General features: G+C 68.9%; 21 protein-coding genes. 7 read left to right on the top strand and 14 right to left on the bottom strand.

Annotation, left to right across the window (positions count from 1 at the left end; all coding sequences use genetic code 11):
* Positions 1-28 precede the first annotated feature (28 nt).
* The 7 genes from argC to ACTJIL_RS03020 all read right to left on the bottom strand — a co-directional run bounded on the left by argC (position 29) and on the right by ACTJIL_RS03020 (position 7,378).
* The gene (argC, locus tag ACTJIL_RS03050; RefSeq protein ID WP_440754122.1) at positions 29-997 is read right to left on the bottom strand and encodes an N-acetyl-gamma-glutamyl-phosphate reductase; all 969 of its coding nucleotides are present in this window, start codon (positions 995-997) and stop codon (positions 29-31) included.
* A complete protein-coding gene (locus ACTJIL_RS03045; RefSeq protein ID WP_440754121.1) occupies positions 990-1,607 on the bottom strand; it encodes a GNAT family N-acetyltransferase in 618 nt (205 codons plus the stop codon). Before ACTJIL_RS03045 ends, argC begins: the two co-directional genes overlap by 8 nt.
* Before the next feature lie 3 nt (positions 1,608-1,610).
* A complete protein-coding gene (locus ACTJIL_RS03040) occupies positions 1,611-2,927 on the bottom strand; it encodes an acetylglutamate kinase (RefSeq protein WP_440754120.1) in 1,317 nt (438 codons plus the stop codon).
* A 110-nt stretch (positions 2,928-3,037) separates the two neighbouring features.
* Positions 3,038-4,141 (bottom strand): acetylornithine deacetylase, encoded by a 1,104-nt coding sequence (locus ACTJIL_RS03035; RefSeq protein ID WP_440754119.1) that lies wholly within the window; start codon positions 4,139-4,141, stop codon positions 3,038-3,040.
* A 174-nt stretch (positions 4,142-4,315) separates the two neighbouring features.
* Entirely contained in the window at positions 4,316-5,548 is a 1,233-nt protein-coding gene (locus ACTJIL_RS03030) for an argininosuccinate synthase (protein ID WP_440754118.1), read from the bottom strand.
* Between the two features lie 55 nt (positions 5,549-5,603).
* Positions 5,604-6,626, bottom strand: coding sequence for an N-acetylornithine carbamoyltransferase (locus tag ACTJIL_RS03025; protein WP_440754117.1), 1,023 nt, complete (start codon positions 6,624-6,626; stop codon positions 5,604-5,606).
* Positions 6,627-6,931: 305 nt separating this feature from the next.
* Positions 6,932-7,378 carry a hypothetical protein gene (locus ACTJIL_RS03020; protein WP_440754116.1) on the bottom strand — a complete coding sequence of 149 codons (447 nt, stop codon included), beginning with the start codon at positions 7,376-7,378 and terminating at the stop codon, positions 6,932-6,934.
* Positions 7,379-7,542: 164 nt separating this feature from the next.
* Here ACTJIL_RS03020 and cysS point away from each other — a divergent pair, with 164 nt between their 5' ends.
* The 3 genes from cysS (at position 7,543) to ACTJIL_RS03005 (ending at position 10,888) form a co-directional block, all read left to right on the top strand.
* On the top strand, positions 7,543-8,913 hold the full coding sequence (cysS, locus tag ACTJIL_RS03015; protein WP_440754115.1) for a cysteine--tRNA ligase: 1,371 nt from the start codon (positions 7,543-7,545) through the stop codon (positions 8,911-8,913).
* A 287-nt stretch (positions 8,914-9,200) separates the two neighbouring features.
* Positions 9,201-9,638 carry a SufE family protein gene (locus ACTJIL_RS03010; RefSeq protein WP_440754114.1) on the top strand — a complete coding sequence of 146 codons (438 nt, stop codon included), beginning with the start codon at positions 9,201-9,203 and terminating at the stop codon, positions 9,636-9,638.
* Positions 9,639-9,658: 20 nt separating this feature from the next.
* Entirely contained in the window at positions 9,659-10,888 is a 1,230-nt protein-coding gene (locus ACTJIL_RS03005; protein WP_440755825.1) for an MFS transporter, read from the top strand.
* A 70-nt stretch (positions 10,889-10,958) separates the two neighbouring features.
* On the opposite strand, the gene dksA is transcribed toward ACTJIL_RS03005, so the two are convergent.
* A complete protein-coding gene (gene dksA, locus ACTJIL_RS03000) occupies positions 10,959-11,966 on the bottom strand; it encodes an RNA polymerase-binding protein DksA (protein ID WP_440754113.1) in 1,008 nt (335 codons plus the stop codon).
* A 133-nt stretch (positions 11,967-12,099) separates the two neighbouring features.
* Here dksA and yidD point away from each other — a divergent pair, with 133 nt between their 5' ends.
* The 3 genes from yidD to ACTJIL_RS02985 are packed head-to-tail and all read left to right on the top strand — an operon-like array spanning position 12,100 to position 14,516.
* Positions 12,100-12,327, top strand: coding sequence for a membrane protein insertion efficiency factor YidD (gene yidD, locus ACTJIL_RS02995; protein ID WP_440754112.1), 228 nt, complete (start codon positions 12,100-12,102; stop codon positions 12,325-12,327).
* Positions 12,328-12,336: 9 nt separating this feature from the next.
* A complete protein-coding gene (locus ACTJIL_RS02990; RefSeq protein ID WP_440754111.1) occupies positions 12,337-13,683 on the top strand; it encodes a dihydroorotase in 1,347 nt (448 codons plus the stop codon).
* Positions 13,683-14,516: a M23 family metallopeptidase gene (locus ACTJIL_RS02985; RefSeq protein ID WP_440754110.1), complete on the top strand. Its 834-nt coding sequence runs from the start codon at positions 13,683-13,685 to the stop codon at positions 14,514-14,516. Before ACTJIL_RS02990 ends, ACTJIL_RS02985 begins: the two co-directional genes overlap by 1 nt.
* Positions 14,517-14,745: 229 nt before the next feature.
* Here ACTJIL_RS02985 and folE2 read toward each other — a convergent pair whose 3' ends face one another.
* From folE2 to efp, 6 genes are all read right to left on the bottom strand, one after another.
* Complete coding sequence (folE2, locus tag ACTJIL_RS02980; RefSeq protein ID WP_440754109.1) at positions 14,746-15,669, bottom strand: GTP cyclohydrolase FolE2; 924 nt, start codon at positions 15,667-15,669, stop codon at positions 14,746-14,748.
* A gap of 243 nt (positions 15,670-15,912) precedes the next feature.
* Positions 15,913-16,572: a phytoene/squalene synthase family protein gene (locus ACTJIL_RS02975; protein ID WP_440754108.1), complete on the bottom strand. Its 660-nt coding sequence runs from the start codon at positions 16,570-16,572 to the stop codon at positions 15,913-15,915.
* A 69-nt stretch (positions 16,573-16,641) separates the two neighbouring features.
* Positions 16,642-17,340, bottom strand: coding sequence for a phosphoglycolate phosphatase (locus ACTJIL_RS02970; RefSeq protein WP_440754107.1), 699 nt, complete (start codon positions 17,338-17,340; stop codon positions 16,642-16,644).
* Positions 17,330-18,055 (bottom strand): bifunctional 2-polyprenyl-6-hydroxyphenol methylase/3-demethylubiquinol 3-O-methyltransferase UbiG, encoded by a 726-nt coding sequence (gene ubiG / locus ACTJIL_RS02965; RefSeq protein WP_440754106.1) that lies wholly within the window; start codon positions 18,053-18,055, stop codon positions 17,330-17,332. The genes ACTJIL_RS02970 and ubiG overlap by 11 nt, the downstream gene beginning before the upstream one ends.
* Before the next feature lie 124 nt (positions 18,056-18,179).
* The gene (locus ACTJIL_RS02960; RefSeq protein ID WP_440754105.1) at positions 18,180-19,526 is read right to left on the bottom strand and encodes a TRZ/ATZ family hydrolase; all 1,347 of its coding nucleotides are present in this window, start codon (positions 19,524-19,526) and stop codon (positions 18,180-18,182) included.
* Positions 19,527-19,617: 91 nt separating this feature from the next.
* Complete coding sequence (gene efp, locus ACTJIL_RS02955; protein WP_440754104.1) at positions 19,618-20,184, bottom strand: elongation factor P; 567 nt, start codon at positions 20,182-20,184, stop codon at positions 19,618-19,620.
* A 101-nt stretch (positions 20,185-20,285) separates the two neighbouring features.
* Here efp and epmB point away from each other — a divergent pair, with 101 nt between their 5' ends.
* Positions 20,286-21,320, top strand: coding sequence for an EF-P beta-lysylation protein EpmB (epmB, locus tag ACTJIL_RS02950; RefSeq protein WP_440754103.1), 1,035 nt, complete (start codon positions 20,286-20,288; stop codon positions 21,318-21,320).
* Positions 21,321-21,367 lie beyond the last annotated feature (47 nt).

Genomic DNA, 21,367 nt, shown 5'->3' with positions numbered 1-21,367 from the left:
CTGCCTTCGCAGGGGAGGGAGCCGGAGATCATTCCAATGGGATGCCTTCGGTTTCCGGCAAGCCGAAGGCCAGGTTGAGATTCTGCAGCGCCTGCGTCGCAGCGCCCTTGAGCAGGTTGTCGAGCGTGGCCACCACCACCAGCCGGCGGCCGTCGTCGCTGAGCGTGAAGCCGCCGACCTCGGCGCCGTGGCGGCCGGCGACCTGGCTGACCCACGGCGCCTCGTCGTCGACGCGCAGCAGCGGTTCGTCGCCATAGCGCTCCGCGTACCGCGCGCGCACGGCGTCGAGCGTCGCCGGTTCGCGCAGGTGCAGGTTGGCGGTAACCGTGAGGCCGCGGAAATGCGGGGCCACGTGCGGCATGAACTCGATCGCCAGCCCGGACTGGCGACTGACCTCGCGCTCGTGCAGGTGGTCGACCAGCGCGTACGGCATCAGGTTGTCGCGCAGCTTGTCGACATCGTTGCGGTCCGACGGGGTGGTGCCGGCGCCCGAGTAGCCCGACACGCCGAAGCACTGCACCGGTCCCTCGACCAGGTCGCGCACCGGCGCGATCGCGAACTGCATCGCGCTGGCGTAGCAGCCGGGGTTGGCGATGTGCTTCTGCCCGGCGTAGCGGCCGCGGGTGAGCTCCGGCAGGCCGTAGTACCAGTCGTCGTCGAAGCGGTGGTCGGCCGACAGGTCGACGATCACCGGATCCCCGCCGTGCGCGAGCAGGCCGGCGATGCAGGCGCCCGACTTGCCGTTGGGCAGCGCGAGCACGCAGGCGTCGACGGCGAAGTCGCCGAGCGACTCGTGGGCGATGTTGGCGTAGTGCAGCGTACCCCGGTACTCGGGCACGTGCGCCGACACCGGCTGGCCGTCGAGCTCGCGCGAGGACACGAATGCAAGCTCGAAGCGCGGATGCCCCGCGATCAGCCGGATCAGCTCGGCGCCGGTGTGGCCGCGCGCACCGACGATGCCGACGGTCCTCGCATCCATCAGCGTGTTCTCAGCCATTGTCGCGCCCTCCGCGCTCGAGTCGATCCTGCAGGTTGCGCTTCACCGCCGGCCACTCCGCTTCGATGATCGAGAACGCCACCGTGTCGCGCACGCTGCCATCGGCGTGGCGGCGGTGGCTGCGCAGGATGCCGTCCTGCTTCGCGCCCAGCCGTGCGATCGAGCCGCGCGAGCGCTGGTTGAACCAGCTGGTTTCGAAGCCCACGCAAATGCAGCCCAGCACTTCGAACGCATGCCCGAGCAGCAGCAGCTTGGCTTCGGTGTTGACGCCGGTGCGCTGCACGCGCGGCGCGTAGAAGGTGTAGCCCACCTGCAGCCGCGGGACGGCAGCATCCATGTCGTAGCAGCGGGTGCTGCCGACCACCTCGCCCGCGGTATCGAGCACGGCGAACGCCCACGAATCACCGCGCGCCTGTTTCTCCAGCGCAGCGGCGATGTACGCGCCGGCATCCTGCGGTGGCGGCACGCTGGTGTACCAGCAGCGCGAGAGTTCGCCGTCGCCAAGCGCCGCGCGCAGGCCGTCGGCGTGCGCGTGCGACAGCGGTTCGAGCACGACGTTGCGGCCGGCGAGCCGCGGCGGCGTGGTCCAGGCGTGTTCGCGTACGTCCATCGTTCAGTCCCGCAAGGTGGGTTCGCGCACGGCACAGTGCGCCACCGCGCGTTCGATTTCCGCGAAGCCATCCAGCCCGTACCAGAACGCCTTCCACTTCTCCTGCCGGTAGCAGCCGTCGGACTCGGCGTAGTAGAAGATGTTGACCGCGTTGTGGTGGCGCGAGCGCCAGAACAGGCTTGGCGTTTCTTCCCGCATCACCTGCCACACCGCGCGCCCGAGGCCTTCGCCCTGGGCGTCGTCGAGCACCGCGAACTTGTCCAGGTACGGCACGCCATCGACTTCGGTGAGGATCACCGCGGTGCGGTAGTGCTCGCTGACGTATGCGCGCAGCAGCGGCGTGCGCTCGAAGTAGTCATCGACCACGCGGCGGCCGAAAGCCGACTCGACCAGTTCGCGCAGGCGCGGCAGGTCGAGTTCGTCCCAGCGCTGCGCACGCAGCACCCGCTCGCCGCGCCGCACCAGCGTGCCCGAGCCCTTGTGCGTGAACAGCTCCTTGGCCAGTTCCGCCGGCCGGGTGATCGACACCGACGACGACGGCGGCAGCGCCATCAGCAGGTCGTGGATCTGCTCGATCTTCACTCGCATGCCCGAGTGCAGCCACGGCTGCGCCAGCAGCTCGTCGTACTCGGTGCTCAGGTTGATCGAGTCGATCACCCTGCCCTCGCTGTCGAGCAGTCCGCCGGTGCCGGTGAGGAAGACGATCTTGTACGGCTGCAGGGTCTTGATCAGCTCGTTGGCGGCCCAGTCGGCGTTGACGTTGACGATCTGGCCGTCGGCGGTTTCACCCAGCGAGGCGATCACCGGGATCGAGCCGACCTTGATCGCGGCGTGGATGCCGTCGGTGTCGACGGCTGCCACGCGCCCGACCAGGCCGTACCTGTCGCGGTCCAGGAACGCGCTTTCGAACACGCCCGACTGGATCGAAGTCGCGCGCACGCCCTCGGCCTGCAGCGCCTCGACCAGGCGCAGGTTCTCCTGCCGCAGCACGCGGCGCACCACCGCCAGCACGGCGGCGTCGGTGTAGCGCAGGTTGTCGACGACGCGCTTGTCGATCCCGGCGGCCTGCATCGCCTCGTCGAGCTGCGGACCGGCGCCGTGGATCACGATCGGGGTCAGTCCAACCTGCTGCAGGAACCCCAGCGACGACACCAGCGCATCGAGTTCATCGCGCAGGATCGCGCCGCCGACCTTGACCACTGCGAAGCGCGCCGCGTCGAGCTGCGAGAAGCGCTTGAGGTACTGGCTGATCTCCTTCGTGCTGCCCATGCCGGAAAGCAGGCGGACGATGGTCTGGCGGGTCTGGCGGTTGGATTGCATGGGTGTTCCGATATCCCGTTGTGCTTCTTGTAGGAGCGGCTTCAGCCGCGAGCTCTTGTTTGCCAGCACATGATGAAAAAAGCTCGCGACTGAAGCCGCTCCTACAAAATCTAGGGGCTGGCTTTGCTGTTGTTGGCGATGATCCGCCGCGCGGCCTCGGCATAGTCCTGCAGTTCCGACAGCGACACCCATTCGTCGGCGGTGTGCGCCTGGGCGATGTTGCCCGGGCCGCAGACCACGGCATTGAGTCCCGCCGCCGAGAACAGCGAGGCCTCGGTCCAGAAGTCGACCGCGTTGCCGATCGGCAGGCCCAGCGCGTCGGCAAGGTCGCGCGCGGCCAGCCGCCGCTCCTCGGCCTCGGCGACATCGCCGGCCGGCAGCGAAGGTCCGCGGAAGGTTTCCTCGTAGCGCTCCAGCGTGCCGAACTCGGCCAGGGCGCCAAAACGCGTGTGCAGTTCGTCGATGTCGTGCGACGGCAGCGGCCGGAAACCGAAGCGCACCTCCGCCGACGGCGCGATCACGTTGGCCTTGATCCCGCCCTCGACGCGGCCGATGTTGAACCGCAGGCCGGTCAGGCCGCCGAAGCGACGGTGCGATTCCCCTTCGACGAACGCCAGCGCGTCGGCGCCCCAGCGCATTGCCTGGTGCAGCGCACTGGAGTCGATCGCATCGGCGCCGGAAGCGTGGCCGGCCTGGCCCTTGAAGCGCAGCAGCACCGAACTGATGCCCCGATGCGCCAGCACGGCCTCGCCGCTGGTCGGCTCGGCGACGACGACGTGCCCGAACCCGTGCGGGCGCTTGAGGAAGGCCTCGATGCAGCGCGCATCGTTGGCCTCCTCGTCACTGCCGAACAGGAACGCGGCATCCCCGCGCGACGCCTGTGCCGCGGCCACCAGACAGGCCGCCGCACCCTTGATGTCGCAGGCCCCCAGGCCGATCGCACGGCTGCGGGTCACCCGCAGCGCCAGCGGATCGCCGGTCCAGGCCGGCGACGACGGCACCGTGTCCAGATGCACGTTGAACAGCACCTCGGGCGCACCGCGCACGGCGAACAGCGACACCGCGCCATCGCCGTGGTCGGTGACTTCCACGCGGAAACCGGGCAACTGCGCGCGCAGGTAGTCGAAGATTCCGCCCACACCGATCCGGCGCGGCGGGTTGCGGGTGTCGAAGGACACCAATGCGGTGAGGTGTTGGAGGACCTGGTCAAGCATGTCGTCTGTCTGGATTCCCGATTGCCGGTAGGAGCGGCTTCAGCCGCGAGCTCTTGTCTTGTCCCTCTCCCTGCGAAGGCAGGGGGAGGTTTGTAGTGGGTGCCCACGGTTCGCGGCGTTGCCAAAGGCACCCCTCCCCAACCCTCCCCTGCCTTCGCAGGGGAGGGGCTGATTTCACCCGCGGTTGACCCCCGCCCAAAGCGTGCTGCTCATCCCGAACAGCTTGATGAAACCCTCGGCTTCCTCCACGCCCCAGTCCGCGGACTGCGCATAGGTCGCGCCGCTGCTGTTGAGGATGTGCGGCGACGCCACGGCGACGGCATCGGCACGGCCGCCGCGGGTTTCCAGCACCACCTCGCCATTGACCATCTGCTGCGACGAGGCGAGGAAGGCCTCCAGGTCGGTCTTCAGCGGATCGTGGAAGAAGCCCTCGTACACCAGTTCGACCCACTTGCGCGCCACGTCGGGCTTGAAGCGGTTCTGCTGCTTGCTCAGCACCGTTTCCTCCAGCGCGCGATGCGCCACCAGCAACGCCGTCAATCCCGGGGCTTCGAACACGATCCGCCCCTTCAGGCCGATGGTGGTGTCGCCGGTGTACAGCCCGCGCCCCACGCCGTACTGCGCGAACAGCGTATTGAGCTTTGCCAGCAACTTGTGCCCCGGCATCTCGTTGCCGTCCAGCGCCACCGCCTCGCCCCCGACGAATTGCAGCGTTGCGCGCAGCGGCTCCGCCGGCCAGGCATTGCGCGGCGCGCACCAGCCGCGTGCGCCGTCGCCGGGTGCCTCCCAGCGGTCGATCTCGCCGCCGGACATGGTCAGGCCCAGCAGGTTCTCGTTGATCGTGTAGGCCTTCTGCTTCGCCCGCACGCCGAAGCCGCGCTCCTCGAGGTATTGCTGCTCGTAGGCGCGGGTCTGGGTGTGTTCCTTCTGGATTTCGCGAATCGGGGCGACGATGCGGTAGTCGCCGCTGGCCTTGACCGCCAGGTCGAAGCGCACCTGGTCGTTGCCCATGCCGGTGCAACCGTGCGCGATCGCGTTCGTGCCCAGGTCGTGCGCACGCGCCAGCGCGGCGTCGACGATCAGGTAACGATCGGACACCAACAACGGGTATTGCCCCTGGTAGCCCTCGCCCGCCCACACGAACGGCTTGACGAAGCCGTCCCAGATCGCCGGCCCGCCATCGATGGTGACGTGGCTGGCCACGCCCAGTTCCGCGGCGCGCGCTTCGATCGTGCGGCGCTCTTCGGCATCGACGCCGCCGGTGTCGGCGAACACGGTGTGCACCTTCCAGCCAAGTTCCTGCAGCCACGGCACGCAGAAGCTGGTGTCGAGGCCACCTGAGAAGGCGAGGACGATGTCGGTGGAGCCGGGAGTGGGAATTGGGGATTGGGGGTTGGGGGTGGTCACTGTTGCGGTTCCTGGAAGATGAAGGTGCTGTCCGGCTTTCTCGAATCCCGAATCCCTAGGTCCGATTCCCGGCTTGCGCAGCCAGCTGCGCCATCACCGCCTTCTGCACATGCAGGCGATTCTCCGCCTCCTCGATCGCGATGCAGTTCGGTGAATCCATCACCGCGTCGGTGGCCTTGACGTTGCGGCGCAACGGCAGGCAGTGGCTGAAGGCGCCGTTGTTGGTCTTCGCCATCTTCGCCTCGTCGACGATGAAGTGCCGGTACTGGTCGCGGATCGGCTTCTCGCGTTCCCAGTCACCGAAGTACGGCAGCGCGCCCCAGCTCTTGGCGTAGACGACGTCGGCGCCGGCGTAGGCGCTGTTGATGTCGTGGCTGACCTGCAGCGAGCCGCCGCTTTCGGCCACGTTCTGCGCGGCCCAGCCCATGTAGCGCTCGTCGAGCACGTATTCGGGCGTGGGGCACAGCAGGGTGACGTCCATGCCCATGCGGGTGGCGATGGTCAGCGCGGAATTCGCGACCGCCGTGTTGAGCGCCCTGGGATGGTAGGTCCAGGTGAGGACGTACTTCTTCCCGCGCAGGTCCGCCGTGCCGAAGCGCTCCTGCAGGGCCAGCACGTGCGCGAGTTCCTGGCACGGATGGGTGATGGTTTCCATGTTGACCACCGGCACCGTGGCGTACTTGGCGAAACCCTGCAGCACGCGGTCCTGGCGGTCGAGCGACCAGTCGACGAACTTCGGGAACGCTCGCACTCCGATCATGTCGACATAGCGGCTGAGCACCTTCGCCACCTCGGCAATGTGTTCCTCGGCTTCGCCGTCCATCACCGTGCCCAGGTCGAATTCGATCGGCCAGGCGTCCTTGCCCGGCTGCAGCACCACCGCATGGCCGCCGAGCTGGAAGGCGCCGAGCTCGAAGCTGGTGCGGGTGCGCAGCGAAGGGTTGAAGAACACCAGCGCGATGGACTTTCCCTTGAGCGCGTCGCCGGCCGGGTTGCGCTTGAACTGCGCCGCCTGCGCAAGCACCGCGTCGAGTTCAGCGCGGGTCCAGTCCTGGGTGTTGAGGAAGTGCCTGGTCATGGTTGCGTGGTTCAGTGAAGGAAGTGGTGGTGGCAAACCCGCCTTTTGCCGGCCCGGAAACGAAAAAACCCAGCGCGAAGGCCGGGTCTGTTCCTGGAACTGCAAATGGCGGCAGGTCCGGCTACCCAGCGAGTCGGGCTTCCGGTCGGCGCGCGCGCGAGGTCATGCCCGCCGCCATGCGGGCGGAGGTCAGGATGTCGGCGTTGGCGCGCAGGGTCTGCATCGGGCGGGAATGCTCGCACGCGGCGGCGCGGGCCGCAAGCGTCCTGGCGTGGTGACCCGCATGCAACTCGCCGGGCATCGCCCTAGCGGCTCCCGGACACGATCGGGGTAATCGACACCCGCACCCGCAGCCGGTTGCCCGGGTCGTAGGGCAGGCGCGAGCGGTACTTCACGCCGTGGTGGACGTAGTCGACGTCGTAGGCGATCGGCCGGCGGAACTCGCGCTCGGTCGGAACCACTTCGCAGCCATCGACTGGCTGGGCCTGGTCGGCCGCCTTGTCCTTGTCATCCGAGTTCGGCGTCAGGACGTCCTTGACCGCGCCCACTACCCGCGCCAGGCCGCGCTTGGGCTCTGGGCCATCGGCCACCACGCCGTCTTCGCACTGCTCGACCATCGCGGTCGCACGCAGGGTCTGGTAGACCGGCTGCGCGCGCAGCACGCGGGCGTACTCGGTGCGCACGTTCTCGATCTGGATCACCGTCTGCTGCGCACGCGCCGGCATGGCAGCGGACGCTGCCAGCAGGGTCACCACCAGGATTGGGGGAAGCGTGCGGATTCGAAGCATCTCGACGGGCAAGGACCATCCGGACCGGCCTGCAGTTTAGGGGCAGGCCACGGGAAAGGGCTGAATCCCGGCTGTCGTGCTCCGGGTCAGGCCGGTAGAATCGGGGATCGTCCCCGCGACCGAACGCGATGAGCCTGCGTCTTCACAACAACCTGACCCGACGCATCGAGGCATTCGCACCGCTCGACCCGGCCTGCCCCACCCTGTATGTCTGCGGGCCGACGGTCTACAACTACGTGCACATCGGCAACGCACGCGGGCCCGTGGTCTTCGGCGTCCTGGCCGACCTGCTGCGCCGGCGCCATGGCGCGCTGAAATACGCGCGCAACATCACCGACGTCGACGACAAGATCAACGCCGCCGCCGCCGAACAGGGCGTGCCGATTGCGACGATCACCGACCGATTCGCCGCCGCGTATCGCGAAGACATGGCGGCGCTCGGCGTCGCGCCACCGGACATCGAACCGGAAGCCACGCGCCACATCGCGCAGATCATTGCCATGATCGAGGCGCTGGTCGCGTCCGGCAATGCATATGCCGCCGACGGCCACGTGCTGTTTTCAGTGGCCAGCTTCCCCGGCTACGGCAAGCTGTCGCGCCGCGACCCGGAGGAAATGCTGGCCGGCGCGCGCGTCGAAATCGCACCGTACAAGCGCGACCCGGGCGACTTCGTGCTGTGGAAACCCTCCACGCCCGAATTGCCGGGCTGGGACTCGCCCTGGGGCCGCGGCCGCCCGGGCTGGCACATCGAATGCTCGGCGATGGCCGCCGCCCACCTGGGCGAAACCATCGACATCCACGCCGGCGGCGTCGACCTGCAGTTCCCGCACCACGAGAACGAGATCGCGCAGAGCGAATGCGCGCACGGCGGCCGCACGTTCGCGCGGTTCTGGCTGCACAACGGCATGCTCAACTTCGGCGGCGCGAAGATGAGCAAGTCACTGGGCAACATAGAGAAGATCCACGACCTCGTCCGCGCACACCCGCCAGAAGCGCTGCGCTACGCCCTGCTTTCGGCGCATTACCGGCAGCCGCTGGACTGGTCGCCGGCGCTGATCGAGCAGTCGGTGCGGACGCTGGACCGGTTGTACGGCACGCTGCGCGACCTGGTCGATGTCGATGCGACGCCACAGATCCCCGACGCGATCGAATCGGCCCTCGACGACGATCTCAACACGCCGCAGGCGCTGGCGGAAATGGCCGCGATCGCCACGGCCGCACGCAAGGCCACGGGCGACGACGAGCGCCGGCAGCTGAAGTCGCAGCTGCTCGGTGCAGGCCTTGCGCTCGGCCTGTTGCAGCAGGCGCCGGCCGACTGGTTCGGCCGCGGCGCCTCGGGCGACGACGACGCGCGCATCCAGGCGTTGATCGATGAACGCGCTGCGGCCAAGCAGGCCCGCGACTTCGCCCGCGCCGATGCCATCCGCGACCAGCTGGCCGCCGAAGGCGTCGTGCTCGAGGACACGCCGCAGGGCGTGCGCTGGAAGCGCGGCAGCTAGCCTCCCACAACAACTGCAGGAGCGGCTTCAGCCACGAGTTTTTGCGTTGGCCCCTCCCCCTGCAAAGGCAGGGGGAAGTTGGGAGGGGGTGCCCACGGATTGCGGTGCTGCTGAAGGCACCCCTCCCCAACCCTCCCCTGCTTTCGCAGGGGAGGGAGCCAAAGCTCGCAGCTGACGCTAGTCCTGCAGAGCCTGCCCAAGAGGCCGGCAGAAGAAACCCACAAGGACAGGCGGCGTTTGAGACAATAGACACTCCGCCCCGGACGCCACCTTCGGCGACCACGCCCGTGACCGACACCCCCTTCCCGCTCGAACCCTCCCCCGCCCAGGCCCAGCAGGCCATCAGGGAGGAGTTTGGCTTCTTCGGCGACTGGTCCGAGCGCTACCAGTACCTGATCGACCTCGGCCGCAAACTGCCGGCGTTCCCGGATGAATGGAAGACCGAAGAGCATCGCCTGCGCGGCTGCCAGTCGATGGTATGGATCGTGCCGTCCGGCGACGCGCAGCGGCTGGACTTCGCCGCGATCAGCGACTCGGCCATTGTCTCGGGCCTGGTCTATCTCGCGCTGCGGGTCTACTCGGGCCGCAGTGCACGCGAAATCCTCGACACGCCGGCGGACTACATCGCCGAAGTCGGCCTCGCCAAACACCTTTCGCCGACACGCAGCAACGGCCTGGCGGCGCTGCTTGCCTTCATCCGCGACACGGCCCAGCGCGCCGCGTGAGCATCGCCGGGTCGCCGTCCATCGACGAGGCCGCGCCCTCGCCGCTGCGCAACCCGGGATTCCGCGCACTGATGGCGTACCGGATCTGCACGATCCTGTCCTACCAGATCGTGGCGGTGACCGTCGGCTGGCATGTCTACGAAATTACCCGCAGCCCGTTCGCGCTCGGCCTGATCGGCCTGGCCGAAGTGCTGCCGTACTTCTGCGTGGCGCCGTTCGCCGGCTACCTGGTCGACCACCTGCCGCGGCGCAAGCTCGGCGTCGCCGCCTGCTGCGGACTGCTGCTCACCGCATTGGCCCTGGTCGCCGTCACCCAGGGATGGTTGCCGACGGCCCACGTGTGGCCGATCTATGCGGCGATCGCGTTCACCGGCATGGCGCGCAGTTTCCTCGGGCCGGTCTACAACGCCCTGTTCGCTCGTGTGCTGCCACGCGAGCAGTTCGTGAACGGCGCGAGCCTGGGCAGCGTGGTGTTCCAGAGCGGCATGGTGGTCGGCCCGGCACTGGGCGGCGTGCTGGTCGGCTGGGCCGGCAAGGGCGTGGCCTACGGCACCGCCGGGTGCATCGTGGTAATCGCGGCGATCGCGATCGGCACCCTGCGCGTCACCGAGCCGCCGCAGTTGCTGCAGCGCGCGCCGGTGTTCTCCAGCATCCGCGAAGGCCTGCAGTTCGTGCTCGGCAACCAGATCATGCTCGGGGCGATGACGCTGGACATGTTCTGCGTGCTGCTGGGCGGCGCGGTGTCGATGCTGCCGGCGTTCATCAAGGACATCCTGCACTACGGCCCGGAAGGGCTCGGCATCCTGCGCGGCGCGCCGGCGCTGGGCTCGATCTGCGTGGCGTTGTGGCTGGCGCGGCATCCGCTGCAGAAGCACGCGGGGCGCGTGCTGATGATCGCTGTGGCGTGCTTCGGGCTGTGCACCATCGCATTCGGCCTGTCGCGGCACTTCTGGCTGTCGGCGGCGATCCTGGTGGCCTACGGCATGTGCGACGGCGTGTCGGTGGTGATGCGCTCGACGATCATGCAACTCGTCACGCCGGACGAGATGCGCGGCCGGGTGTCGTCGATCAACGGCATCTTCATCGGCTCGTCGAACGAACTGGGTGCGTTCTACGACGGCGTGATGGCGCGGCTGCTGGGCCTGGTGCCGGCCGTGGTGGTGGGCGGCTGCGTGACCCTGGGCGTGGTCGGCATCACCGGCTGGAAGGCGCCGAAGCTGCGGCGGCTGGACCTGCGCGACCTGCAGTAGGCATGAAAAAAAAGCCCCGCGATGCGGGGCTTTTCGATTGCATCCGGAAACATCCGGATATGCAGGCCGGTCAGTCGCCGATCTGCTTCTGCAGGTGCTCCCAGCGCTCCTGCTCGTCGATGGTGCGCTCGGCGGTGAGGCGGGCTTCGAGGCGGTCGAGGCCGATCTCTTCGCCCGAATCGACGCTGTAGCCGTATTCGCCCGAATCCAGCCGCTTGAGCGTGCTGTCGATCTTGCCGATCAGCTTGCGGTAACGGTCGCGGGTGCGCAGCTCCAGCGAGTTCTCGGTTTCGCGGGTGGCGCGCTCGGCTTCGTCGCCGACGTCGCGCACTTCGTCCTTGAGGTTCTCGATGGTCTGCTTGGACTCTTCGACCAGGTCCGAGCGCCAGTCGAGCAGGCGCTGGCGGAAGTACTCGGTCTGCAGCGGACTCATGTACTCCTCTTCACCGCTCGGCCGGTAATCCTTCGGCAGGATCGGGCGGCCGGTCAGTTCATCGGTCTTGTAAGGCACGACCTTGTACTTGGTCTTCGGCGGGGGCGTCGGTGCCCTGGAGACCACGGCGACGGCGACCTTGCCCACCGGACGCGGCGCGAACGGCGAACGCACGACCGCGGGCTTGGCGGCCTCTTGCTTCTGCTGCTTCGACGCCGAAGCGCCCTGCTTGGCGGGCATGGCCCGCTTCTTCTCCGCGACCGGCTTGGCCACGGTGGCCTTCGCCTGCGGCGCGGGTGCCTTGGCGACCTTCTTCGCGACCGGCGCCGCCTTTGCCACCGGCTTAGTGGCCTTCTGCACGGGCGCCTTCTTCGCGGCCTTGGCCGGCACCGGCTTTGCCGCCGTCGCGGCCTTCACGACCTTCTTCGCGGGCTTGGCAACGGCCTTTTTCTTCGGCGCGGCCTTCGGGGCCGCCTTCTTCACGGGCGCCTTTTTCGGCGCGGCCTTCTTGGCGACAGCCTTCTTCGCGGCCGGCTTCGCGCTGGATTTCCTGGCGGCGGGTTTCGCGACGGGCTTCTTGGCGACGGGCCTGGCGGGCTTCTTGACGGCCTTGGCGGCCTTCTTCACGGTTTTCTTGACAGCCACGTTGTTGCAGTCCTTCCTGATCCCCCTTGCCGGGGATGTGATTCCCTTGGATGGGAAAGCGCGCTGTTATACCCTGCCCTGACTACAGCGGCAACCGCGCGGGCCTTTTTCGCGCGTTCTTGCAAAACCCGACGTGATCGATCGTCTCCTCATCGCCCTCCTGCGCGCCTACAAACGCTGGCTGAGCCCACTGCTCGGGCCACGCTGCCGGTTCGTGCCGACCTGTTCGGAATACGCCATGCAGGCGATCGCCCGCCACGGCGCCCTGCGTGGCGGCTGGCTGGCCGTGCGGCGCATCGGCCGCTGCCATCCCCTGCACCCGGGCGGCCACGACCCGGTCCCGCCCGCACCCAACCCATAGGAACCGTTCATGTCCGACACGCTGATCGTCAATGCCCGCCTGGTCAACGAGGGACGCGAGTTCGACGCCGACCTGCGCATCTCGCGCGGCCGCATCGAGACCATCGGCAGCGGCCTCGCCGCGCGCGACGGCGAAACGGTGGTCGACGCCAACGGTCGCCGGCTGCTGCCGGGGATGATCGACGACCAGGTGCATTTCCGCGAACCGGGCATGGAATACAAGGCCGACATGGCCACCGAGTCCACCGCCGCGGTCGCCGGCGGCGTCACCAGCTTCATGGACATGCCCAACACCAGCCCGCCGACGCTGTCGGCCGACGTACTGGAAAACAAATACCAGCGCGCCGCCGGCCGCGCCCGTGCCAACTACGGCTTCTACATGGGCGCGAGCAACGACAACCTCGAGGCGATCCGCACGCTCGACCCGCTGACGGCGCCGGGCATCAAGGTGTTCATGGGCGCCTCCACCGGCAACATGCTGGTCGACAATCCCGAGACCCTGGCGGGCATCTTCCGTGAAGCCCCGACGCCGATCATCACCCATTGCGAAGACACGCCGATGATCGACGCGATGCTGGCGAAATATCGCGGCGAATACGGCGACGACATCCCGGCGGCCTGCCATCCGGACATCCGCTCGCGCGAGGCCTGCATCAAGTCGACCCGGCTGGCGCTGGACCTGGCGCGCACCCACGGCACCCGCCTGCACGTGCTGCACATCTCCACCGCCGACGAACTGGCGCTGTTCACGCCCGGCCCGCTGATCGATGCCAACGGCGTGCGCAAGCGCATCACCGCCGAAACCTGCATCCACTTCCTGCGTTTCGACCGCGACGATTACGCGCGCCTCGGGCACCTGATCAAGTGCAACCCCGCGATCAAGGACGCCAGCGACCGCGAGGCGCTGATCAACGCGCTGGCATCCGACGTGATCGACGTGCTGGCCACCGACCACGCGCCGCACACGTGGGAGGAAAAGCACAATCCCTACGTGCGCGCGCCCAGCGGCCTGCCGCTGGTGCAGTACGCGCTGGTGGCAGCGCTGGAACTGGTGCGCGAGGGCCGGTTGAGCAACACGCAGGTGGTGCAGAAGCTCGCGCATGCGCCGGCGCAGCTGTTCGACGTGAAGCAGCGCGGCTTCCTGCGCGAGGGCTACTGGGCGGACCTGGCGCTTATCGACGACACGCCGTTCACGGTCCGCCGCGAGGACGTGCTGTCGAAGTGCGCGTGGTCGCCGTTCGAAGGCACCACGTTCCACTCGCGCATCGCCGCCACCTGGGTCAATGGGCAATTGGCCTGGGATGGCGAACGCATCGTCGGCGAGCCGCAGGGCCAGCGGATGGAGTTCGATCGTTGATGCGCCTGCTGCAAGCGCTGGCATGCGTCCTTGCGCTTGGCGCGGCCGGCAGCGCGTCCGCGCAGGGAGCCGCTGGCGGCGACCGCATCGTGTTTCCCGCCAGCGTGTCGCAAGGCGCGCTGGTGTTCGGCAAGGTCCCGGCCGGCAGCGTGGTGCGCTACGCGGGCCGCGAGTTGCGGCCGACGCCCTACGGCACCGTGGTGTTCGGCGTGGATCGGCAGGAAGCCGGGCCGCTGCGACTGGAAGTGCTGCGTGCCGACGGCACGAGGACGACCGAAAGCATCGCGGTGAGCGCGCGCGACTGGCCCCTGGAGCACGTCAACGGCGTGCCGCCGAAGACCGTGAACCCGCCGCCGGCGATCGCCGAGCGCATCCGCCGCGAGCAGGCACGGGTCACGGCAGCGCGCACCCGCGACGACGACCGCGCCGACTTCGCCGCGCCGTTCCACTGGCCGGTACAGGGCCGCATCAGCGGCCGCTTCGGCAGCGGGCGCGTGTACAACGGCCAGCCCGGCGCCGGGCATTCGGGCATGGACATCGCGGTACCGATCGGGACGCCGGTGCAGGCGCCCGCGGCGGGCGTGGTGACGTTCGCCGATCCGGACCTGTATCTGACCGGCGGCACCCTGCTGATCGACCACGGCCATGGCGTGAGCTCGAACTTCCTGCACCTGTCGCGGATCGACGTGAAGGTGGGCGACCGGGTGACGCAGGGGCAGGTGGTCGGTGCGGTCGGTGCGACCGGGCGGGCGACGGGGCCGCATCTGCATTGGGGGATGAGCTGGTTCGACGTGCGCGTGGATCCGCTGCTGGTGCTCGAACGCACGCAGTAGAACCCGGCCATTCATCATCGCAACGCGCGGCGGTGCGCCCGTCATCGTTGGCGCGGATGGTCATGCCCGGCGCGGTTCGACGTGCGCGTGGATCCGCTGCTGGTGCTCGAACGCACTCGGTAGCAAGCGCATAAAAGCTCGCGGCTTCCGCCGCTCCTACAAGAACAGAGTGTCTGTAGGAGCGGCGGAAGCCGCGAGCTTTTCGCCAACAATCAGACGAAATCGGCGCCTACGCCGCGCCGCCACCACTCACCCGCGCCACCGCGTCATGCGCGTGCAGGCTTTCGAAATGCGAGACCGTGGCGTCGAAGCGTTCGATGCGGGCGTCGGCCGACAGCGCGGCGGCAACGCGGCGTGCCGCGTCCTCGCAGAACATCAGGTTTTCGGCGTTGAGCCGCGCGAAGGCCTGTTCGTCCTCGCGCTTGACCGCGGTCTGGACCGGCGTGCCGAGCGCGGCCTCGATCGCGTCGACCAGGCTTTCGATCGAAAGCTGGCCGAATGAAGGCTTGAGCTGCACGCGCACGTCGGCGCGGCTGCGCTGGGCGTGCGGGGTGGCGGCCAGGCCGCGTTCGGAGGCGAGCCAGTCGCGCACCACGCCGGTGGACAGCGGGCGGGCGGCGGCGAAGTCGTCGGCGAAACGTTCGGCATTGAGCTGTCGCGACAGCGCGGCCGAGGCCGGACAGGTGCTCGAATACTCGACCGCGAATGCCAGTGTCAGCGCCAGGTGACCATCTGCGAGCGTGGCGTCGATCTCGACCGGATAGCGCTTCCAGCCGGCGTTGTCGCTGGCCAGCGCCTGCCGCTTGAGCAACTGTTCGTAGCGCAGCACGATGCGCGCACTCGTCGACAGCCCGCCCTGCGAGTCGATGCAGTCCTGCAGCACCCGGCGCAGGCCGGCCGGGGTGATCGCCTCGGCGACCAGCGCGTCCTGCAGCCGCAGGTACAGCCGCGACATGTGGATGCCGCGCGCAACGGGTTCGACCAGGTCGACGAAGACGTCCGCGGATGCGGCCACCTGCAGCGGCGCACCGTTGGCACCGGGGATCGCCAGCGGCAGCGCGATGCGCTCCATGCCCACCCAGTCGAGCGGGCGTGCGGCGATGGCGAGGTCGCCGGCGACGTCCGGCAGGGGGTTGGGGCTGGGAGGATTCACGGCAGGTCGGGGGTTGAAAGCGGGCCACAGTTTAACGGCTGCCGGGCAAACGGCCGCGCAACGCTGCGTTTCCGCCAGATGCGCGCCAGCTGGATCCTTGCAGGCGCCTTGTGCGAGCGGCTTCAGCCGAGAGCCCTAGATTTCGCGAAAACGCCAAAAAGATCGTGGCTGGAGCCGCTCCCACCGGGCACCGGCACCGCGGTCCCGGCGAGGCGTCATCGGACGCCCCTATCGGCACGACGCTCAGCGCGTGCTTCGCGCGGCGCGCCAGGCGAGCCACAGGCTGCGCCAGGGGCGCACGGCCGCGGCCTGCCCGCTTGCCACGCGGCGCAGCCGCTCCCGGACGAACGCCGATTGCAGCCGTCGCGGCCGGGTGCACGCGCGGGACGCGGGGCCGGTGCCGGGCGGGTGCACCGCCAGGTCGACCTCGCCGCGCAACAACTGGCGGACGGCGAACAGGTCGAAGGCGATCGCCCCGGCAGCCGCGCCGGGGTTCGCGCCGGTGCCGAACAAGCCCTGCTCGCATTCGGCCACGGCCAGCGCGATGCCATCCAGCCCCGCCTGCGCCGGTGTGGCCGACAACGGTCGGTCGCGGCTGCCCTGCAGCGGCAGCAGGCCCGCAGCCAGCGCCATCCAGGGCGCGGGATGCGGCTGCAGCACCGCGCCCAATGGATGCCGGCGCGCGCCCTTGGCCCAGCCCAGCAGCTCCTCGTTCCACCAGGCCAGCTTGGCCAGGCCCGGCGTGGCGTCGGCACCTGTCCACGCGGCGTCGGTCAGCTCCTGCAGCAATGCAAACCACGCGAATGCGGTTTCGCGCTGGGACGCGGGCAGGAACACCGCACCGATGCCCCATTCCGGCCAGCGCGCATGCAATTTTGCGGTGAATTCGTCTGCGGTGTTCATCGTGTCATTGTAGGAGCGCCCCATGGCGCGATGCTTTATCGGCAAGACGCCCGCGCCCATTGGACGCTCCTACAGGGGCCATGCCGCGGGATCGAGAAGTTGGCGCGGGATTTCGGCTATCACGTCGCCCTGCCATGCCACGGGATCGTCCTCATCCAGGCGATACCCCCACAGCGCGACCACCGACGGCATGCCCGCTGCGCGCGCGGCGACGATGTCGCGTTCGTCATCGCCGACGTAGACGCACCGTGCCGGGTCCACCCCGAGCGTCTGCGCCGAATGCAGCAGCGGCAACGGGTGCGGCTTGCGTTCGGCCAGGGTGTCGCCACCGACCAGGATCGCGCTGCGCGTGTCCCAGCCGAACGCCGGCAACACCTGCCGCGCGAGGTATTCGGGCTTGTTGGTGACGATGCCCCAGCGCGCGCCGTCGGCCTCGAGCGCGGCGAGCATGTCTTCGATGCCGTCGAACGGCTTGCCGTGCAAGCCGATCTCGCGCTCGTAGGCGTCGAGGAACGGCTGCACCAGCGCCTCGCGCGCGTCGGCGTCGAGCCGCGGGAACGCCGACGCGATCATCGCGCGGGCCCCCTTCGACACGTGCGGACGCAGTCCTTCCAGCGCCGCGGGCGCTTCGCCGCGCTCGCCGCGCAGCGCGTTGATCGCCGCCAGCATGTCGGGCGCGCTGTCGAGCAGGGTGCCGTCGAGGTCGAACAGCACCAGGCGCGGGAAACCTGCGCGCACGTGCTGCTTTTCCGCTCCCCTACTCCCCATTCCCGATTCCCGGCTTCACCGCACAGGCGAGGTAATTCACTTCGGTGCGCCGGGAGAGCCGCGCGGCGTCGCGCCATGGCTCGTACATCAACCCGCTGACGTCCTCGAGCTGCAGTCCGGACTCGCGCAGCCACGCGCCAAGCTCGGACGGCTTGATGAAATCGCGGTACTGATGCGTGCCTTTCGGCAGCAGGCGCGCAACGTATTCGGCGCCGACGATCGCCAGTGCGAACGCGGCCGGCGTGCGATTGAGCGTGGACACGAACAGGCGGCCGCCGGGTTTGAGCAGCGTCGCGCAGGCCGAGAGGATCGCGCCCGGGTCCGGCACGTGCTCGAGCATTTCCATGCAGGTCACCGCGTCGAACGTGCCCGGCTGCCCGGTTGCCAGATCTTCGACCGGCTGCACGCGATAGTCGACCTTCACCCCGGATTCGAGCCCGTGCAGCTTCGCGACCTTGACCAGGTCGGGCGCGAGGTCGATGGCGGTGACCTCGGCGCCTTCACGTGCCAGCGCCTCGCTGAGCAGGCCGCCGCCGCAGCCGACGTCGAGCACCTTCGCACCGCGCAGTGCGATGCGATCTGCGACGTAGCCCAGCCGCACCGGGTTCAACGCATGCAGCGCCTTCTGCGGGCCTTTCGGGTCCCACCAACGATTGGCGAGCGCGGCGAACTTGTCGAGTTCGGACTGGCGGAAGTTGGGCGATGGCGCGTTCATGGCATGTCTTTCCGGCTGTCGTAGGTCGGAGCTAAGTCTCCGACGGTGTCCCGGCGGCGTGCGTCGAGGATTCAACGCCGGCCGCAGGTCTTCCTGCCATCGCGCATCGGGGCGTCGCCCCGATCTACAGCGACGCGCGGTCAATCGTGGCGATGCGGGCGCGCCATTGCTTCGCGTTGGCGACGATCGCATCGACGTCCATGCCGTCCAGCTCGCGTTCGCGCAGCTTGTGCCTGCCCGCGATCCACACGTCGCTGACCTGGTGGCGGCCTGCGGCGTAGACCAGTTGCGAGACCACATGGTGCAGCGGTTGCGTCTCCAGCGCGGACAGATCGAAACAGGCCAGGTCGGCCTGCTTGCCGGGTTCGATCGAGCCGACCAGGTGGTCGAAGCCGATCGCCTTCGCGCCGCCCAGGGTGGCAGCGCGCAGCGCGGTGAAGGCATCGAACGCCGCGGCGTCATCCGCCACCGCCTTGGCCAGGATCGCCGCGATGCGGGTCTCGCCGACCATGTCGAGGTCGTTGTTGCTGGCGCAGCCGTCGGTGCCGAGGGCCAGGTTCACGCCCACGCGTTCCAGCGCACAGGCCGGGCAGAAACCCGAGGCCAGCTTGAGGTTGGATTCCGGGCAATGCACCACGCTCACGCCACGCTCGGCGCACAGGTGGATCTCGGCGTCGGTGAGCTGGGTCATGTGGATCGCGATCAGGCGATCGTTGAACAGGCCCAGGCGGTCGAGCCGGGCGATCGGGCGCTGGCCGTGCTTGTCCTGCGACTGCTGCACTTCCTGCGCGGTCTCGTGCAGGTGCAGGTGCACCGGCACGTCGAGCTGGTCGGACAGCATGCGCACGCGTTCGAAGTTCGCGTCGTTGACCGTGTACGGCGCGTGCGGCGCGAACGCGGTGGCGACCAGCGGATCGTCGCGCCACTGGTCGTGGACCTCGCCGGCCTTGTCGAAGTATTCGTCATCGCTCTTCGCCCACGCGGTGGGGAAGTCGATCACCGGCAGGCCGACGCGGGCGCGGAAGCCGTGGCGCTTGTAGACGGCGGCCTGCACGTCGGGGAAGAAGTAGTTCTCGTTGACGCAGGTGGTGCCGCCGCGGAGCATTTCGGCGATCGCCAGGGTGACACCGTCGGCGACGAATTCCGGCCCGATCACCGCGCCCTCGATCGGCCAGATGTGCTGCTGCAGCCAGACCTTGAGCGGCAGGTCGTCGGCGACCCCGCGCAGCAGGGTCATCGGGTTGTGGGCGTGGCTGTTGACGAAGCCGGGCACCAGCGCGCCATCGGGGCGGCTGACGGTCTGCGCCGCATCGAAGCGCGCCCGCGCTTCCGCGCGCGGCAGGACGGCGACGATGGCGCCGTCGCGGACGGCGACGGCATGGTCCTCGAGCACGACGCCGTGCGGCTCGACCGGCACCACGAAGCCGGCTTCGATGAGGAGGTCGCAGGGTTCAGGGGCTGATTCGGTCATTCGCCTTGTTCTTGTTCTTCCATGTCTTTGACGTCATCCCCGCCTTCGCGGGAATGACGGCCTTGAAACACGGGCGGAGCCGGACACAGCGTCACTTCACGCGCGAAACGTACTCGCCCGAGCGCGTGTCGACCTTGATCACCTCGTCCTGGCCGACGAACAGCGGCACACGGACCACGGCGCCGGTTTCCAGCGTGGCCGGCTTGCCGCCGCCGCCGGAAGTGTCGCCGCGCACGCCCGGGTCGGTCTCGACGATCTTCAGTTCGACGAAGTTCGGCGGCGTGACCTGGATCGGAGTGCCGTTCCACAGCGTCACCACGCAGTCTTCCTCGCCCTTGAGCCACTTTTCCGCGCCGGCCATGCCGGCCTTGTCGGCCTGGACCTGCTCGAAGCTTTCCGGGTTCATGAAGTGCCAATGCTCGCCGTCGGCATACAGGTACTGCATGTCGGTATCGACCACGTCGGCGGCATCGACCGAGTCGGTGCTCTTCATGGTGATTTCCTGCACCCGCCCGGACTTGATCAGGCGGTACTTCACGCGCGTGAACGCCTGGCCCTTGCCCGGCTTGACGTACTCGGTATCGAAGATGATCGCGGGGTCGCCGTTGATCAGGATCTTCATCCCGTTCTTGACGTCGTTCATGCCGTAACTGGCCATCGGTACTCCTGGGAAAATCGTGGGCGGGTCGAGCCGCGGCAGCGGCTAGAATGGTGGGATTGGGCTCCGGCACGTCTGGAACGCCCCGGAACAGACCCCGAATGATACCTGCAGCCTCCCCTGCCCTGCAGCCCGGCCCGGTCGGCACGGGCACCCGCGACGTCCCTGGCTGGAAGCGCCTGTGGCGCGAGGCCGTGCGCGACCCGTGCGAGCTGCTGGCCCTGCTCGGCCTCGAGGGCCGCGTGCCGGGCCTGTCCGACGCCGCTGCGGCGCAGTTCCCGCTGCGGGTGCCGCGCGGCTTCGTCGCCCGCATGCGCCCCGGCGACCCGCACGACCCGCTGCTGCGCCAGGTGCTGCCGCTGGACGAGGAAATGCGCCCGGTTCCGGGCTTCTCGCTGGACGCGGTGGGCGACGCGGCGGCGCGTGCCGGCCACGGCGTGATCCACAAATACGAGGGCCGCGCGCTGCTGGTGGCGACCGGCAGCTGCGCGGTGCACTGCCGCTACTGCTTCCGTCGCCACTTTCCCTACGCCGAGGAGACCGCGGCCGCCGGCGGCTGGCACGAAGCGGTCGCGGCGATCCGCGCCGATGATTCGATCCACGAGGTGATCCTGTCCGGCGGCGACCCGCTGTCGCTGGCCACCCCGAAACTCGACGAGCTGACCGGGCTGCTGCGCGCGCTGCCGCAGCTGCGACGCCTGCGCATCCACACCCGCCTGCCGGTGGTACTGCCCGAACGTGTCGACGACGAGTTCGGCCACTGGCTTCGTTCGCTGCCGTGGCCGGTGGCGGTGGTGGTCCATGCCAACCACGCGCGCGAGTTCGACGACGCGGTGGACGCGGCCATGGCGCGGCTGCGCGACGCCGGCGCCACCGTGCTCAACCAGGCGGTGCTGCTACGCGGGGTCAACGACTCGATCGATGCCCTGGCGGCGCTGTCCGAGCGCAGCTTCGCCGCGGGCGTGCTGCCCTACTACCTGCACCAGCTCGACCGCGTCGCCGGCGCGGCGCACTTCGAGGTGTCAGATGCCCGCGCGCTGGAACTGCACGCGGCACTGGTCGCGCGGCTGTCGGGCTACCTCGTCCCGAAGCTGGTGCGCGAGGTCGCCGGGGATGCCTCCAAGCGCGCGCTGTGACGGCATCGACGTAGACTAGGCCCATCGCCCCGTGGCATAAACGCCCG

The sequence above is a fragment of the Luteimonas sp. 22616 genome, assembly GCF_052044325.1.
Lineage (GTDB): Bacteria > Pseudomonadota > Gammaproteobacteria > Xanthomonadales > Xanthomonadaceae > Luteimonas.
Note: the sequence above shows the minus strand (reverse complement) of the source record. Positions and strands in the feature narration are given on the sequence as shown.